Below are 15,557 nucleotides of genomic sequence, written 5' to 3'. Positions count from 1 at the left end.
GCTTCTCGGTCGGTTAAGGCGGCAAGTATGTCTGGATTCTACGAAGCGCCCATTCAGACTTTGTGACAATTGTTGACGACGCCTGCGCCTTATCAAGGCTATGCCTGAAGAGGGGACTCTCAAGGACGGGCATATGCGCACAGGGATGATGGCGCTGGCAGTCGGTCTGCTGGCCCCGGTTTTTTTGCCGGCCTTGCCGCCGGTCGGGTGGGTGCTGTGGCTGCCGGTGGTGGCACTGATGCTATTGCCGTTTCGCAGTTATCCGCTGGCGTTTTTGCTGTTCGGCTTCGCCTGGTCGTGTATCGGTGCGCAGTGGGCGCTGGATGAGCGACTGCCAGCGGAGCTGGACGGCGAGACGCGCTGGGTCGAAGGGCGGGTGTTCGGCCTGCCGCAGAGCGGCGACGGGGTCGTGCGCTTTGAGCTGGCGGATGCCCGTTCGCGTCACGGGAAACTGCCTTCGCTGATGCGCCTGGCCTGGTACGACGGGCCACCGGTCAACAGCGGCGAGCGCTGGCGGCTGGCGGTCAAACTCAAACGTCCCGGCGGGCTGCTCAACCCCGATGCCTTCGATTACGAGGCGTGGCTGTTGGCGCAACGCATCGGCGCCACCGGCACGGTGAAAGACGGCAACCGGCTGGCGGCGGCGCAATGGGCCTGGCGGGACGGCATCCGAAAGCGTCTGCTGGAGGTGGATACACAGGGCCGGGGTGCTGCGCTGGCGGCATTGGTGCTGGGCGATGGCTCGGGGCTCAGTCGCGAGGACTGGCAGATCCTGCAGGACACCGGCACCGTGCACTTGTTGGTGATTTCCGGACAGCACATCGGTCTGCTGGCGGCGGTGATGTACGGGCTGGTCGCCGGGCTGGCGCGATTCGGTGTGTGGCCGTTGCGTTGGCCATGGCTGCCGTGGGCCTGTGGTCTGGCGTTCGCGGCAGCGTTGGGGTACGGGCTGCTGGCCGGGTTCGATGTGCCGGTGCGACGGGCCTGTGTGATGGTTGCGCTGGTGTTGCTGTGGCGATTGCGCTTTCGCCATCTGGGTGCCTGGTGGCCGTTGTTGCTGGCCTTCAATGGGGTGTTGTTGATGGACCCGCTGGCCAGCCTGCGTCCGGGATTGTGGTTGTCCTTCGCGGCGGTGGCAGTGCTGATTTTTACCTTCGGCGGTCGTCTGGGGCCGTGGCGCTGGTGGCAGACCTGGACGCGAGCCCAATGGCTGATCGCGATCGGTTTAGGCCCGGTGTTGCTGATCCTGGGCCTGCCGATCAGCCTCAGCGGGCCATTGGCCAATCTGCTGGCGGTGCCGTGGATCAGTTTTGCGGTGCTCCCGCCGGCATTGCTCGGCACTTTGTTGTTGCCGATTCCCTATGTCGGCGAAGACCTGTTGTGGCTGGCCGGCGGACTGGTCGATGGATTGTTCCGGGCTCTGGCCTTGATTGCAGGGCGCTGGCCGGCATGGGTTGCGCCATTGATGCCTGGATGGATCCTGGCGCTGGGCTGCATCGGTGCCGTGTTGTTATTGCTGCCCCGAGGCATTCCATTGCGTCCCCTGGGCTGGCCGTTGTTGCTGGTGCTGGCATTTCCGCCCCGGGAGCGGCTGGCCGAAAACGTGGCGGATGTCTGGCAACTCGATGTCGGCCAGGGGCTGGCGATTCTGATCCGCACCCGCCATCACACATTGCTGTACGACACCGGGCCGCGCTTCGGCGATTTCGATGTCGGCGAGCGAGTGGTGCTGCCAGCCTTGCACAAACTGGGAGTGGAGCGACTCGATCTGATGTTGCTCAGTCATGCCGACGCCGACCATGCCGGTGGGGCGCTGGCCGTGGCAAACGGCTTGCCGGTCAGTCGGGTGATCAGCGGCGATCCGCCGGGGCTGCCCGAAGCGCTGAACGCTGAGACCTGTGAAAGCGGTCGGCAATGGCAGTGGGACGGCGTTGCCTTTCATCTATGGCAGTGGGGGGACGCTCAGGACAGTAACCAGCGTTCCTGTGTCCTGCAGATCGAAGCCAACGGCGAGCGATTGCTGTTGACCGGCGATATCGACACCGGCGCCGAACGGGATTTGCTCAACAGCGCGCTGGCGGTGCCCACCCAGTGGTTGCAGGCCCCGCACCATGGCAGTCGCAGCTCCTCATCGATGGCGTTGCTCAAGGTTTTGCAGCCTCGGGACGTGCTGATCTCCCGGGGGCAGGGCAATTCGTTCGGGCATCCGCATCCGACCGTCATCGCCCGTTACCGCAAGCAAGGTTTGCGCATCCATGACAGCGCCGAACAGGGTGCCATTCATCTGCAACTGGGCCGATTTCAGCCGGCCCGGTCGATGCGTCTGCAACGCCGGTTCTGGCGCGACCCGCCGCAGCCGGGGGCGACGCACCGTTGAGTACGGTCGTCGGGGCGACGGGTCTTTATCGCGAACCGGTATGGTAAAGTGGCGCACTTTTTCGAGGGGGCTGTCACTGTGTGGGAATTGGTCAAATCCGGCGGCTGGATGATGTTGCCGATCATTCTGAGTTCCATCGCCGCCATGGCGATCGTCGCCGAACGCCTGTGGACGCTGCGCGCCAGTCGCGTCACCCCCGAGCATCTGCTGGGTCAGGTCTGGGTCTGGATCAAGGACAAGCAGCTCAACAAGGAAAAACTCAAGGAATTGCGCGCCAACTCGCCGCTGGGTGAAATCCTCGCCGCAGGCCTGGCCAACTCCAAGCATGGTCGCGAGATCATGAAAGAGTGCATTGAAGAAGCTGCCGCTCGGGTCATCCACGAGCTGGAGCGTTACGTCAATGCGCTGGGCACCATCGCCGCCATGTCACCGTTGCTGGGTCTGTTGGGCACGGTGCTGGGCATGATCGATATTTTCAGCGCCTTCACCGGTTCCGGCATGACCACCAACGCCTCGGTGCTCGCCGGTGGTATCTCCAAGGCGCTGATCACCACGGCGGCGGGCCTGATGGTCGGTATCCCGTCCGTGTTCTTCCACCGTTTCCTGCAACGCCGCATCGATGAACTGGTGGTCGGCATGGAACAGGAAGCGATCAAACTGGTGGAAGTGGTACAGGGCGACCGTGACGTCGATCTGGCCGGGGGCAAAGCGTGAAATTCCGTCGCAAGCCCCGGGAAACCATCGATATCAACCTCGCGTCGCTGATCGACGTGGTGTTCATTCTGCTGCTGTTTTTCGTCGTGACGACCACCTTCACCCGCGAAACCCAGCTGCGCGTCGACCTGCCGGAAGCGGTGAGCGGTTCGCCGGCCGAGGATCAGCAGGTCAAGCAACTGGACGTCGCCATCAGCGCTGAAGGCGTGTTCTCGGTGAACAACAGGATTCTGCCGAAGAACGACCTGGCGACCCTGATGGAAGCCATGCAGAAAGAAGCCAACGGCGACACCAATATGCCGTTGTCGATCAGTGCGGATGGCAAGACCCAACATCAATCCGTGATCACCGCCATGGACGCGGCCGGCAAGCTCGGTTTCAGCCATTTGCGCATGACCACGGTCGAGGCGGCGCCCAAATCCTGATGGCCATGTCCGATCGTCTGCTCGCCGCGTGGTATCAGGGGCATCCGGCCCTGACGCTGTTGCGGCCGCTGGAGTGGCTGTACCGCCGAGTGGTGGCCGGCAAGCGTCAACGTTTTCTCGATGGCGAGGGCGAGATCTACCAGTCACCGGTGCCGGTGATCGTGGTCGGCAACATCACCGTTGGCGGCACCGGCAAGACGCCGATGATTCTGTGGCTGATCGAACACTGTCGGCGCAGCGGATTGCGGGTCGGTGTGGTCAGTCGCGGCTACGGCGCCAAGCCGCCGCAATTGCCGTGGCGGGTCGAAGCCGATCAAGGCGCCGACATTGCGGGTGATGAGCCGCTGCTGATCGTGCAGCGCACCGGTGTGCCGTTGATGATCGACCCGAATCGCGGTGCCGCCGTCAAAGCCTTGCTGACCAGTGAGCCGCTGGACCTGATCCTGTCCGATGACGGCATGCAACATTATCGTCTGGCGCGGGACCTTGAGCTGGTGCTGATCGACGCCGCCCGAGGACTGGGCAACAAGCGCTGCCTGCCCGCCGGCCCATTGCGTGAACCGATCGAGCGTCTGCAAAGCGTCGATGGCGTGCTGTTCAACGGCGCCCCTGAGGATCGCGAGGACGGTTTCGCTTTCCGTCTGCAACCCACGGCGCTGGTCAATCTGCTCAGCGGCGAACGCCAGCCCCTCGAACATTTTTCAGCCGGGCAGTCGCTGCATGCGGTCGCCGGGATCGGCAATCCGCAACGTTTCTTCAATACCCTCGAAGCGCTAGACTGGCGGCCTGTGCCCCACGCGTTTGCCGACCACGCCGAATACAGCGTGCAGGCCTTGAGTTTCACGCCGTCATTGCCAGTGGTGATGACCGAAAAGGACGCGGTGAAGTGCCGCGCCTTCGCTGCCGCCGACTGGTGGTACCTGGCGGTCGATGCCGTGCCGTCGCCGGCCTTCGTGGCCTGGTTCGACACGCAACTGATGCGCCTGTTGCCGGATCGTCTTTTGCCTTAAACCGTTTTTATCCAGGGAATGTTCATGGACACCAAATTGCTCGACATCCTCGCCTGCCCGGTCTGCAAAGGCCCGCTCAAGCTCAGCGCCGACAAGACCGAACTGATCAGCAAGGGCGCCGGCCTGGCGTACCCGATCCGTGACGGCATCCCGGTGATGCTGGAAAGCGAAGCCCGCACCCTGACCACCGACGAGCGTCTGGATAAATGACCACAGCCTTCACCGTTGTCATCCCGTCGCGCTACGCCTCGACCCGTCTGCCGGGCAAGCCGCTGCTGGATATCGCCGGCAAGCCGATGATCCAGCACGTCTGGGAGCAGGCGAGCAAAAGCAGCGCCAGCCGTGTGGTCGTGGCCACCGACGATGCGCGTATCGTCGAGGCCTGCAAGGCTTTCGGCGCCGAAGTGGTATTGACCCGTGAAGATCACAACTCCGGCACCGATCGCCTGGCCGAAGTGGCTGCAAAGCTGGGCCTGGAGCCGGATGCCATCGTGGTCAACGTCCAGGGTGACGAACCGCTGATCCCGCCAAGCGTGATCGATCAGGTCGCCGCCAATCTTGCGGCCCACACCGAAGCGCGCATGGCCACCCTGGCCGAGCCGATCGAGGACGTGGACACCCTGTTCAACCCGAACGTGGTCAAGGTCGTCAGCGACCTCAACGGTCTGGCGCTGACCTTCAGTCGTGCGACCCTGCCATGGGCCCGCGATGCGTTCGCCAAGAACCGCGACGTGCTGCCGGAAGGCGTGCCGTATCGCCGCCACATCGGCATCTATGCCTACCGCGCCGGTTTCCTTCAGGACTTCGTGAGCTGGGGCCCGTGCTGGCTGGAAAACACCGAATCCCTCGAGCAACTGCGTGCCCTGTGGCACGGCGTGCGGATTCACGTGGCTGACGCATTGATCGCGCCGCCAACCGGAGTCGACACAGCCGAAGACCTCGAGCGCGTCCGTCGCCTGCTGGAGGCCTGATGCGCGTTCTGTTCGTGTGCCTGGGCAACATCTGTCGTTCGCCCACTGCCGAAGGCGTGATGCGCGCCAAGCTGCGTGAGGCCGGCCTGGACGATCAGGTTGAAGTGGCTTCCGCCGGCACCGGTGACTGGCACGTCGGCAATCCGCCGGACAAACGCAGTCAGGCCGCGGCCAAACTGCGTGGTTATGACCTGTCGGCGCAACGCGCCCAGCAGGTCAGCCGCGCCGATTTCGCCAGTTACGACCTGATCCTCGCCATGGACAACAGCAATCTGCGCAACCTCAAGGCGTTGCAACCGTCAACTGGCAAGGCCGAGCTGGACCTGTTCCTGCGTCGCTATGAAGGCGAAGTCGATGAGGTGCCGGATCCGTATTACGACGGCGATCAGGGTTTCGAGCAGGTGCTGGATCTGATCGAGCGCGCCTGCGACCGGTTGTTGATCGAAGTGAAGGGCCGGTTATGAGTTTGCACGTACACCCTCAGGTTTCCCTGAAACCGTTCAACACCTTTGGTGTGGATGTTCGTGCGCAACTGTTCGCCGAAGCCCACAGCGACGCCGATGTGCGCGAAGCATTGGCTTATGCGACCGCCCACGGTGTGCCGTTGCTGGTGATCGGCGGCGGCAGCAATCTGCTGCTGACGGCGGACATCCCGGCACTGGTGCTGCGCATGGCCAGCCGTGGCATTCGCGTCATCAACGACGATGGCAACCGCGTGGTGATCGAGGCCGAGGCGGGCGAACCGTGGCATCCGTTTGTCCAGCACACGCTGGCGCTGGGTTTTTCCGGGCTGGAAAACCTCAGCCTGATTCCTGGCACCGTCGGCGCCGCGCCGATGCAGAACATCGGTGCCTACGGTGTCGAGATCAAGGACGTGTTCGCCGGCCTGACGGCGCTGGATCGTCAGACCGGCGAGCTGCGCGAATTCAGTCTGGAAGAGTGCAACTTCGCCTACCGCGACAGCGTGTTCAAGCAGCATCCGGGTCGTTGGTTGATCCTGCGGGTGCGCTTCGCATTGAATCGAGTCGCCCATCTGCATCTGGAATACGGTCCGGTGCGTCAGCGCCTGAGCGAGCAGGGCATCGAGCAGCCGACGCCGACAGAAGTCAGCCGCGCCATCTGCAGCATCCGCAGCGAGAAGCTGCCGGACCCAGCGGTGCTGGGCAATGCCGGCAGTTTCTTCAAGAACCCGCTGGTATCGGCGGCGATAGTTGCGCAAATCAAGGCGCAGCATCCGGATCTGGTGGCCTACGCGCAACCGGACGGGCAGATGAAGCTGGCGGCGGGCTGGCTGATCGAGCGAGCGGGCTGGAAAGGTTTCCGTGAGGCCGATGCCGGCGTGCATAAATTGCAGGCGCTGGTGCTGGTCAACTACGGCGCCGCGACCGGGCTGCAATTGCTCGATCTGGCGCAGCGTATCCAGAAAGACATTGCAGAACGTTTCAATGTCGAGCTGGAAATGGAGCCCAACCGTTATTGAGGCTACGCTTTCAAGGCTCGATCCAAAGCCCTGCACTATTTAAAAAGTGCAGGGCTTTTTTGTTAATCCCGGGTTAACTTAGCCAGCTAACGATAAACCCCTTTGCTTTACCAAAGGCCCGGTGCAGACGTTTTCGTCGGCACAAGAGAGCCTCATTAGCCTGAGTCGATCTGCGTGAACCCACCGCTGATTTCCGGCGGCAGATTGCTCGACCCCATAACCTCCATGAATATGCGGGCGTGCCCATGATTACCCTGAAACTCAATGGCCAAGACCATCCACTCGATGTCACCGAGGACATGCCCCTGTTGTGGGCGATCCGTGACGTCGCCGGTTACAACGGCACCAAGTTCGGCTGCGGCATGGGCCTGTGCGGCGCCTGCACCATTCATATCGACGGATTGCCGGTGCGTAGCTGCATCACGCCGATCGGTTCGGTGGCCGGGCAGAATGTAACGACCATCGACAACCTGCATGCCGATCCGGTTGGCCAGATCGTCCAGCAAGCCTGGCTCGACGCCGCTGTGGCCCAGTGCGGTTTCTGTCAGGGCGGGCAGATCATGTCCGCCACCGCGTTGCTCAAGACCAACCCGAACCCGAGCGACGAGCAGATCGAAGAGGCGATGGTCGGCAACATCTGCCGTTGCGGCACCTACAACCGGATCAAGACCGCCATCCGCCAGGCCTCCACTCACCTGAAGGAGGCCAAGGCATGAGCCGCTTGCCGAACGATTTCGCCCTGAGCAATCTGAGCCGCCGGGGTTTCCTCAAGGGTGTTGGTGCCACCGGGGCGCTGGTGCTGGCCGCGAGCTGGGGCTGGCAGGATGCATTGGCTGAAGACAAACCGAAGAAATTCGGCGCCGATGGCATGCCCAACGGCTGGATCGATGATCCGAAGGTCTACGTCAGCATCGCCGCCGACGGTACGGTGACCGTGGTCTGCAACCGCTCGGAAATGGGCCAGGGCGTGCGCACCAGCCTGACCATGGTAGTTGCCGATGAGCTGGAGGCCGATTGGGCCCACGTCAAAGTGCAACAGGCACCGGGCGATGAAGTGCGTTTCGGCAACCAGGACACCGACGGCTCGCGCAGCATGCGCCACTGGTACGAACCGATGCGTCGTTGCGGCGCCGCTGCCCGGACCATGCTGGAGCAGGCCGCTGCCGCACAGTGGAAGGTGCCGGTCAGCGAATGCCGCGCGCAATTGCACAAAGTCATCCACACACCGTCCGGGCGCGAGCTGGGTTATGGCGAGCTGGCCGCTGCCGCCAGTGCGTTGCCGGTTCCGGCTCGTGACAGCCTGCGGCTCAAGCAGCCGTCGGAGTTCCGCTACATCGGCAAGGAAGGGACGAAAGCCATCGACGGCGATGACATCGTCAATGGTCGCGCCGTGTACGGGGCCGATGTGCATTTCGACGGCATGCTGTACGCCGTGATCGCTCGCCCTGCGGTGTACGGCGGCAAGGTCAAGTCGGTGGATGACAGCGCCGCGCTGAAAGTGCCGGGTGTGCTGAAAGTCATTCAGATCGAACCGCGGCCGCTGCCGTCGGAATTCCAGCCGTTGGGTGGCGTGGCCGTAGTCGCCAGCAATACCTGGGCGGCGCTCAAGGGCCGCGAGGCGCTGAAGATTGAGTGGGACGACGGCCCGAACGCCAGTTACGACTCGATCGCCTACCGCAAGGAGCTGGAAGCCGCTTCGCTGAAACCGGGAAAAGTAGTGCGCAACACCGGCGACATCGAAAAAGCCATTGGAGGCTCAGCCAGCACCCTGGAAGCTTCTTACTATTTGCCGCATCTGGCACAGGCGCCGATGGAGCCGATGGTGGCCATCGCTCGCTATAAAGAGGGCGTGTGCGAGGCTTGGGCGCCGAGTCAGGCACCGCAGGTCACCCGTGAGCGGATCGCTGAGCGGCTCGGTCTGCCGTTCGATAACGTGACCTTCAACGTGACCCTGCTCGGCGGTGGTTTCGGTCGCAAGTCCAAGCCGGATTTCGTTGTCGAAGCTGCCATTCTGGCCAAGGAGTTTCCCGGCAAGGCTGTGCGGGTCCAGTGGGCGCGGGAGGACGACATCCACAATTCGTATTTCCACACTGTGTCCGCCGAGTACCTCAAGGCCGGCGTGGGCAAGGATGGTTTGCCGTCCGCCTGGCTGCACCGCACGGTGGCGCCGAGCATCACCGCGCTCTTTGCGCCGGGCATGAATCATGAAGCCGCGTTCGAGCTGGGCATGGGCTTCACCAACATGGCTTACGCGATTCCCAACGTGCGCCTGGAAAACCCCGAGGCCACGGTTCATACGCGTGTGGGGTGGTATCGCTCGGTGTCGAACATTCCCCATGGTTTTGCGATCCAGAGCTTCGTCGATGAACTGGCGCACAAGGCCAAGGAAGATCCGCTCAAGTACCAGATCAAACTGCTCGGCCCGGATCGGCAGATCGACCCGCGCACGCTCAGCGAAGAGTGGAACTACGGTGAATCCCCCGAGCGTTATCCGATCGACACCGGGCGTATGCGCACCGTGCTGGAAACCGCGGCCAAGGCTGCCGGTTGGGGGCGGAAATTGCCCAAGGGCCGTGGCCTCGGCCTGGCAGTGCATTACAGCTTCGTGACTTATGTGGCGGCGGTGATCGAAGTCGAGGTCAAGGACGACGGCACGCTGATCGTGCACAAGGCCGATATCGCCGTGGATTGCGGGCCGCAGATCAATCCCGAGCGGATCCGTTCGCAGTTCGAAGGCGCCTGTGTGATGGGCCTGGGCAATGCCGTCTGGGGCGAGATCAGCTTCAAGGACGGCAAGGTGCAGCAAGACAACTTCCATATGTATGAAGTGGCGCGCATGTCGCTGGCACCGAGAGAAGTGGCGGTGCATCTGGTGACGCCGCCGGGCGACGTACCGCTGGGCGGTGTCGGTGAGCCCGGCGTGCCGCCGATTGCGCCGGCACTGTGCAATGCGATTTTCGCCGCGACCGGCCAGCGCATCCGCAGCCTGCCGGTGCGTTACCAGTTGCAGGGCTGGCAAAAGGCGCAAGCGTGATGGACAGCGCCGATCTCAATGTCCTGCGCAGCGTCCTGGAGTGGCGCCGCGCCGGGCAGCGGGTGGTGTTATTCACTGTCGTGCAGACCTGGGGCACTGCGCCCCGGGCGCCCGGCGCGATGCTGGCGTTGCGTGAGGATGGCGTGGTGATCGGTTCGGTGTCCGGCGGCTGTGTCGAGGACGATCTGATCGCCCGCTTGCATGACGGGCGGATTCCCGCCGACGGGCCGCCGGTGCAGTTGATTACCTATGGCGTGACCCGGGAGGAGGCGGCGCGGTTCGGCCTGCCGTGCGGCGGCACTTTGCGCCTCACCGAAGAGCGAGTCGGCGATCCGGCGTGGGTCGCTGAATTGCTGGCGCGTTGTGAGGCTCATGAAATCGTTGCTCGCGAGCTGAACCTCGAAAGCGGTGAAGTGATTCTTTCGCCGGCGAGCAAAACGGATGCATTGGTTTTTGATGGCAAGACCTTGCGTGCCATCTACGGCCCGCGTTGGCGCCTGCTGCTGATCGGTGCCGGTCAGTTGTCGCGTTATGTGGCCGAGATGGCGCGATTGCTGGATTTCGAAGTGCTGATCTGCGATCCCCGCACCGAGTTCGTGTATGACTGGGAAGAGCAGCATGGCCGCTTTGTTCCCGGCATGCCGGATGAGGCCGTGCTGAGCATTCAGACCGACGAACGCACCGCCATTGTTGCCCTGACGCACGATCCGCGTCTGGACGACATGGCGTTGCTGACGGCGCTGGATTCCAGGGCGTTTTACGTCGGCGCCCTGGGCTCGCGCGTCAACAGCCTCAAGCGCCGCGAATACCTGGCTGAGCTAGGCTTGTCGCAAGCGGCCATCGCTCGATTGCACGGGCCGATCGGTTTGCCGATCGGCAGTCATTCCCCGGCGGAAATCGCATTGTCGTTGCTGGCGGAAATCGTCGCGATCAAGAATGGTGTCGAGTTGAAGCAGAAGAAGGCAGAGCGCGCATGAGTCGAACCATCGGAGTGATTGTGCTGGCGGCGGGCGAGGGCAGTCGCTTTCGCGAAGTGGCGGGTGCCGACAAGGACAAGCTGCTGGCCGATTGCACGGGGCGTGACGGGGCCGTGCGCTCGGTGATTGAGCAGACGCTGGTGAGTCTTCCGGCGAGTCTCGACAAGCGCGTACTGGTGACGACCGAAGCACGGCCGCAGGCGATGCGGATGGCGCAGGCTTACGGGTGTGACATTGTTTCGATCGAGTCTACGGGGATGGGTGACAGCATCGCGGCGGGTGTAGCGGCTTGCCCGGATGCCGACGGCTGGCTGATTGTGCTGGGTGATATGCCGTTCATCCTGCCATCGAGCATTGAACAGGTAGTGGCGGCGATTGCCGACGATGCCGTCAGTGTTCCGGTGCAGGGTGGCGAGTTTGGGCATCCGGTCGGATTTGGTCGCTCGTTTGGGCACGGACTGATGGCATTGTCCGGTGATCGCGGGGCCAGACCTTTGTTCAAGCAGGGGCGGGTGGTCGAGGTTGCCGTGGATGATCCTGGCGTGCTGTGGGATATCGATGTGCCGCAGGCACTGGTTTTTCCGCAGGCCTGATACAAACCGCGAGGCATAAAAAAAGCCCCGCCTGGATCACCAGGCGGGGCTTTTCATTGGCGGTCGGAATCAGACGAGAGGTTTAGGCTCGTGTTCTTTTTCCTGGGCCTGTTCGTGGTGCTCGACCGCTTCCTGTACGGAGCGCGGTGCTTCGGCAATCACTTCTACGGCAGCTTCTTCAGCGACCGGGGCAGGGGCTGCCTCGACCGCTTCGGCAACGGCTGGAGCAGCGGCGGCAGCGGCAGCCAGTTCGGCTTCCTTCTGCAGACGCTCTTCTTCACGCTTGCGACGACGCACTTCACGCGGGTCGTTCGGTGCACGGCCACTTGGCGTCAGGGCGCTGACTGGAGCGACAACTGGAGCCGCTTCAACTACCGGAGCAGGTGCTTCGGCGACAACTGGCGCTTCTACCACTGGGGCTTCAACGACCGGTGCCGGTTCGGCAACCACTACTGGCTCGGCGGCCTTGGCTTCTTCCACGACAGGCGCTTCAACCACTGGCGCTGGTGTTTCAGCGACAACCGGCTCGGCGACCCAGTTGAAAGCGGTCTGTTCTTCGCGAACTTCACGCACGGTTTCGGTTACGGTTTCAGCGACGGTTTCGACAACCGACTCTTCAACTACGGCTGGTGCTTCGAAGGTCACCGCTGGTTCGGCAGCCGCTTCAACCTGAGGCTGAGCTTCGCGAACCGGCGCCACTTCGACCTCCGGAGCAGCAACCACTTCTACCGGAGTGGTGGCTTCAACAACCGGCGCTTCAACTGGAGCGGTTTCCATCGTTGCGGCGGTAGCGCGTTCAGCTTGCTCGTGGGCCTGAGCTTCGGCCGGAGCGCTGATCACGGTGCTGGCAACGGCGGCAGTAACAGCCAGGCCGGCAGCCAGATCGGCAGTGCTCGGCTCGGCGGCTTCAGCGTTCTCGGCGGATTCTTCCGAACCTTCGATCACGTTGCCGTTGGCATCGCGCTGACGCTCGCGACGGTTGCTGCGACGACGCTGACCACGGGAGCGACGGCGTGGGCGATCGCCTTCGGCGTTCTCCGAACCGTCTTCCGGCAGTTGCTCTTCGTTGGTGGTGACTTCTTCTTCCGCGACAGCAGCGGCGGCTTGTTCGGCACGCGGTTGACGCTCTTCACGTGGTGGACGTGGTGCACGCTCTTCACGCGGCTGACGGGCCGGGCGCTCTTCAGCGGTGGCGGCTACAGCGGTAGCGGCGGCTGGCGCAGCATCCAGAGGTTCACGCAGTTCGCGTACGCGTTCTTCACGCTCGCCACGCGGCTTGCGATCTTCACGTGGAGCACGTGGTGCACGTTCTTCACGAGGGGCGCGTGGTGCGCGTTCTTCGCGGGCTGCCGGTGCTTCGTCACGGGACTCGCGTGGCTCGCGCAGTTCGCGGGCTTCACGAGGCTGACGCTCTTCGCGTGGCTCACGCGGTGCGCGTTCTTCACGTGGAGCACGTTCTTCGCGCGGCTTGCGTTCTTCATCGCGGCGACCGTTACGGTTGCGGCTCTGCTGACGACCGTTGCGACGCTCTTCGTTGCGGGCCGGACGCTCGGTGGCCGGTTTTTCAACCACAACCGGAGCGACAGGCTCTTCCTTGGTGGCGAACAGGCTGACCAGCGACTTCACCAGGCCTTTGAACAGGCTTGGCTCTGGCGCGGCAACCGGCGCAGGGGCTGGAGCCGGAGCGGCAACTTCGGTCGGAACCGGAGCGTTGGCGCGGGCCGGAGCGGTCTTGACCGCGGCTTCCTGGCGAACCAGGGTGCGGGTCGCGGCGGCTGGCTGGACGTCTTCGACTTCGGCAGCAGCGGCTGCGATTTCGTAGCTGGACTGGTTGGTCGCGGCTTCCGGGCTGTCGTCACGCAGACGCTGAACTTCGAAATGCGGGGTTTCGAGGTGGTCGTTCGGCAGGATGACGATGCGGGCGCGGGTGCGCAGTTCGATCTTGGTGATCGAGTTGCGTTTTTCGTTGAGCAGGAACGCGGCCACCGGGATCGGCACTTGTGCGCGAACTTCGGCGGTGCGGTCTTTCAGGGCTTCTTCTTCGATCAGGCGCAGGATCGCCAGGGACAGCGATTCGACGTCACGGATGATGCCGGTGCCGCTGCAGCGCGGGCAGACGATGCCGCTGCTTTCGCCGAGCGAAGGACGCAGGCGCTGACGGGACATTTCCAGCAGGCCGAAGCGCGAGATGCGGCCGATCTGCACGCGGGCGCGGTCGGCTTCCAGGCATTCGCGGACTTTCTCTTCCACCGCGCGCTGGTTCTTGGCAGGGGTCATGTCGATGAAGTCGATGACGATCAGGCCGCCGATGTCGCGCAGGCGCAACTGACGGGCGATTTCTTCGGCTGCTTCAAGGTTGGTCTGCAGGGCGGTTTCTTCGATGTCGCTGCCTTTGGTGGCGCGGGCCGAGTTGATGTCGATGGACACCAGGGCTTCGGTCGGATCGATGACGATGGAGCCGCCGGAAGGCAGTTCGACGACGCGCTGGAAAGCGGTCTCGATCTGGCTTTCGATCTGGAAACGGTTGAACAGCGGAACGCTGTCTTCGTACAGCTTGATCTTGCTGGCGTACTGCGGCATCACCTGGCGGATGAAGGTCAGGGCTTCGTCCTGGGCTTCAACGCTGTCGATCAGCACTTCGCCGATGTCCTGGCGCAGGTAATCGCGGATGGCGCGGATGATGACGTTGCTTTCCTGGTAGATCAGGAACGGCGCGGAACGATCCAGCGACGCTTCCTTGATCGCGGTCCAGAGTTGCAGCAGGTAATCGAGGTCCCACTGCATTTCTTCGCTGCTGCGGCCCAGGCCGGCAGTGCGCACGATCAGACCCATGTCGGCTGGAGCGACCAGACCGTTCAGTGCTTCACGCAGTTCGTTGCGCTCTTCGCCTTCGATGCGACGGGAGATGCCGCCGGCACGCGGGTTGTTCGGCATCAGAACGAGGTAACGACCGGCCAGGCTGATGAAGGTGGTCAGGGCTGCGCCCTTGTTGCCACGTTCTTCTTTTTCGACCTGAACGATGACTTCCTGGCCTTCGCTCAGGACGTCCTTGATGTTGACGCGGCCTTCAGGTGCTTTCTTGAAGTATTCGCGGGAGATTTCCTTGAGGGGCAGGAAGCCGTGGCGCTCGGAGCCGAAATCGACAAAGGCAGCCTCAAGGCTTGGTTCGATGCGAGTGATACGGCCTTTATAGATGTTGGCCTTTTTCTGCTCGCGTGCACCGGATTCGATGTCCAGGTCGTAGAGGCGCTGGCCATCTACCAGTGCAACACGCAACTCTTCGGGTTGAGTTGCGTTAATCAGCATTCTTTTCATGTAGTACCGTCGGTTTCCGGGCTGCCGGAAACGGCGTTCGGCACACACGACTTCTCACGGTCGGTGTCAGGTGCGTCGGGAGTGGTTGGCCATTCCCGTGTCCAGCGATGTCCGGCCAATTGGGCCGTTATCGCGACGTACGCGTCCTGCTTGCTGTGGCTACTTAAGCACTCAGTCAGGAGGAGGAATCAACCGTGGCTGTGGACGAGATGAAGCGTCTTGAGAAAGCCTGTTGCTACACAGTCCAGCGGTTGTGCATCTCCACCCTACACGTATCCCTGATAATTCGGGTGCTGCCGCGCGCAGAATCCGCAGCGGGTTGGCATTTACCGTGAGCTCCGAAAGGGGAGGTCACGCATCATGGCTAATTCAGGCGGTGTTTCCGGCGCTTTCGCTCGGGGTCATCCGCGGCTGACTGCACTTTGTGAACTGGCCGTGAATATGGCTCGCGTGGCGAGTCAGAACTCTGCTTTGCGGCGTGATTCAGGCCTCATGTCACCTGCGCTTGTTACAGCTGCAAACTCCACCGTTACGTAGCGAAAGCCCCGTAGGACGGCCTCGCGTCCTGGTGAATTGCGTTGGTCAGGGCCGGTTTTTGACCGTGGTTCCGCTGTCCAGGCCGCTTTTGGCGGCGTTCGCGACTATAGCAGCAATGATTAAG

13 protein-coding genes are annotated in these 15,557 nt (G+C 62.9%); 12 read left to right on the top strand and 1 reads right to left on the bottom strand.

All coding sequences use genetic code 11. The annotated features are described in order from the left end of the window. Nucleotides 1–133 precede the first annotated feature (133 nt). From IF189_RS20695 to IF189_RS20640, 12 genes are all read left to right on the top strand, one after another. Nucleotides 134–2,377 carry a DNA internalization-related competence protein ComEC/Rec2 gene (locus IF189_RS20695; protein WP_192552189.1) on the top strand — a complete coding sequence of 748 codons (2,244 nt, stop codon included), beginning with the start codon at nucleotides 134–136 and terminating at the stop codon, nucleotides 2,375–2,377. Nucleotides 2,378–2,455: 78 nt separating this feature from the next. Next, on the top strand, nucleotides 2,456–3,091 hold the full coding sequence (locus IF189_RS20690; protein WP_162803506.1) for a MotA/TolQ/ExbB proton channel family protein: 636 nt from the start codon (nucleotides 2,456–2,458) through the stop codon (nucleotides 3,089–3,091). Then, nucleotides 3,088–3,516, top strand: coding sequence for an ExbD/TolR family protein (locus IF189_RS20685; RefSeq protein WP_085710944.1), 429 nt, complete (start codon nucleotides 3,088–3,090; stop codon nucleotides 3,514–3,516). The genes IF189_RS20690 and IF189_RS20685 overlap by 4 nt, the downstream gene beginning before the upstream one ends. Then, entirely contained in the window at nucleotides 3,516–4,526 is a 1,011-nt protein-coding gene (gene lpxK / locus IF189_RS20680) for a tetraacyldisaccharide 4'-kinase (protein WP_192552188.1), read from the top strand. Before IF189_RS20685 ends, lpxK begins: the two co-directional genes overlap by 1 nt. Nucleotides 4,527–4,550: 24 nt before the next feature. Further along, nucleotides 4,551–4,736, top strand: coding sequence for a Trm112 family protein (locus IF189_RS20675; RefSeq protein ID WP_003179363.1), 186 nt, complete (start codon nucleotides 4,551–4,553; stop codon nucleotides 4,734–4,736). Next, the gene (kdsB, locus tag IF189_RS20670; protein ID WP_134827765.1) at nucleotides 4,733–5,497 is read left to right on the top strand and encodes a 3-deoxy-manno-octulosonate cytidylyltransferase; all 765 of its coding nucleotides are present in this window, start codon (nucleotides 4,733–4,735) and stop codon (nucleotides 5,495–5,497) included. The genes IF189_RS20675 and kdsB overlap by 4 nt, the downstream gene beginning before the upstream one ends. Further along, complete coding sequence (locus IF189_RS20665) at nucleotides 5,497–5,961, top strand: low molecular weight protein-tyrosine-phosphatase (RefSeq protein WP_134827764.1); 465 nt, start codon at nucleotides 5,497–5,499, stop codon at nucleotides 5,959–5,961. Before kdsB ends, IF189_RS20665 begins: the two co-directional genes overlap by 1 nt. Continuing rightward, entirely contained in the window at nucleotides 5,958–6,977 is a 1,020-nt protein-coding gene (gene murB, locus IF189_RS20660) for a UDP-N-acetylmuramate dehydrogenase (RefSeq protein WP_134827763.1), read from the top strand. The genes IF189_RS20665 and murB overlap by 4 nt, the downstream gene beginning before the upstream one ends. A gap of 245 nt (nucleotides 6,978–7,222) precedes the next feature. Continuing rightward, complete coding sequence (locus IF189_RS20655; protein WP_134827762.1) at nucleotides 7,223–7,693, top strand: (2Fe-2S)-binding protein; 471 nt, start codon at nucleotides 7,223–7,225, stop codon at nucleotides 7,691–7,693. Next, on the top strand, nucleotides 7,690–10,011 hold the full coding sequence (locus tag IF189_RS20650; RefSeq protein ID WP_192552187.1) for a xanthine dehydrogenase family protein molybdopterin-binding subunit: 2,322 nt from the start codon (nucleotides 7,690–7,692) through the stop codon (nucleotides 10,009–10,011). Before IF189_RS20655 ends, IF189_RS20650 begins: the two co-directional genes overlap by 4 nt. Continuing rightward, a complete protein-coding gene (locus tag IF189_RS20645) occupies nucleotides 10,011–10,988 on the top strand; it encodes an XdhC family protein (protein ID WP_192552186.1) in 978 nt (325 codons plus the stop codon). The genes IF189_RS20650 and IF189_RS20645 overlap by 1 nt, the downstream gene beginning before the upstream one ends. Then, complete coding sequence (locus tag IF189_RS20640) at nucleotides 10,985–11,581, top strand: nucleotidyltransferase family protein (protein ID WP_134827759.1); 597 nt, start codon at nucleotides 10,985–10,987, stop codon at nucleotides 11,579–11,581. Before IF189_RS20645 ends, IF189_RS20640 begins: the two co-directional genes overlap by 4 nt. Nucleotides 11,582–11,650: 69 nt before the next feature. On the opposite strand, the gene rne is transcribed toward IF189_RS20640, so the two are convergent. Next, nucleotides 11,651–14,896, bottom strand: coding sequence for a ribonuclease E (gene rne / locus IF189_RS20635; RefSeq protein ID WP_134827758.1), 3,246 nt, complete (start codon nucleotides 14,894–14,896; stop codon nucleotides 11,651–11,653). Nucleotides 14,897–15,557 lie beyond the last annotated feature (661 nt).

It is taken from the genome of Pseudomonas sp. IzPS59 (assembly GCF_014863505.1).
GTDB classification, from domain to species: Bacteria; Pseudomonadota; Gammaproteobacteria; order Pseudomonadales; family Pseudomonadaceae; genus Aquipseudomonas; species Aquipseudomonas kribbensis.
This window is presented reverse-complemented; position numbering and strand designations above follow the sequence as displayed.

What these genes read in the sequence shown, in the direction of transcription:
- IF189_RS20650 (WP_192552187.1), top strand. Translation starts at nt 7,690, where the DNA reads ATGAGCCGCTTGCCGAACGATTTCGCCCTGAGCAATCTGAGCCGCCGG.
- IF189_RS20655 (WP_134827762.1), top strand. Translation starts at nt 7,223, where the DNA reads ATGATTACCCTGAAACTCAATGGCCAAGACCATCCACTCGATGTCACC.
- IF189_RS20640 (WP_134827759.1), top strand. Translation starts at nt 10,985, where the DNA reads ATGAGTCGAACCATCGGAGTGATTGTGCTGGCGGCGGGCGAGGGCAGT.
- IF189_RS20695 (WP_192552189.1), top strand. Translation starts at nt 134, where the DNA reads ATGCGCACAGGGATGATGGCGCTGGCAGTCGGTCTGCTGGCCCCGGTT.
- IF189_RS20645 (WP_192552186.1), top strand. Translation starts at nt 10,011, where the DNA reads ATGGACAGCGCCGATCTCAATGTCCTGCGCAGCGTCCTGGAGTGGCGC.
- kdsB (WP_134827765.1), top strand. Translation starts at nt 4,733, where the DNA reads ATGACCACAGCCTTCACCGTTGTCATCCCGTCGCGCTACGCCTCGACC.
- murB (WP_134827763.1), top strand. Translation starts at nt 5,958, where the DNA reads ATGAGTTTGCACGTACACCCTCAGGTTTCCCTGAAACCGTTCAACACC.
- rne (WP_134827758.1), bottom strand. Translation starts at nt 14,896, where the DNA reads ATGAAAAGAATGCTGATTAACGCAACTCAACCCGAAGAGTTGCGTGTT.
- lpxK (WP_192552188.1), top strand. Translation starts at nt 3,516, where the DNA reads ATGGCCATGTCCGATCGTCTGCTCGCCGCGTGGTATCAGGGGCATCCG.
- IF189_RS20665 (WP_134827764.1), top strand. Translation starts at nt 5,497, where the DNA reads ATGCGCGTTCTGTTCGTGTGCCTGGGCAACATCTGTCGTTCGCCCACT.
- IF189_RS20675 (WP_003179363.1), top strand. Translation starts at nt 4,551, where the DNA reads ATGGACACCAAATTGCTCGACATCCTCGCCTGCCCGGTCTGCAAAGGC.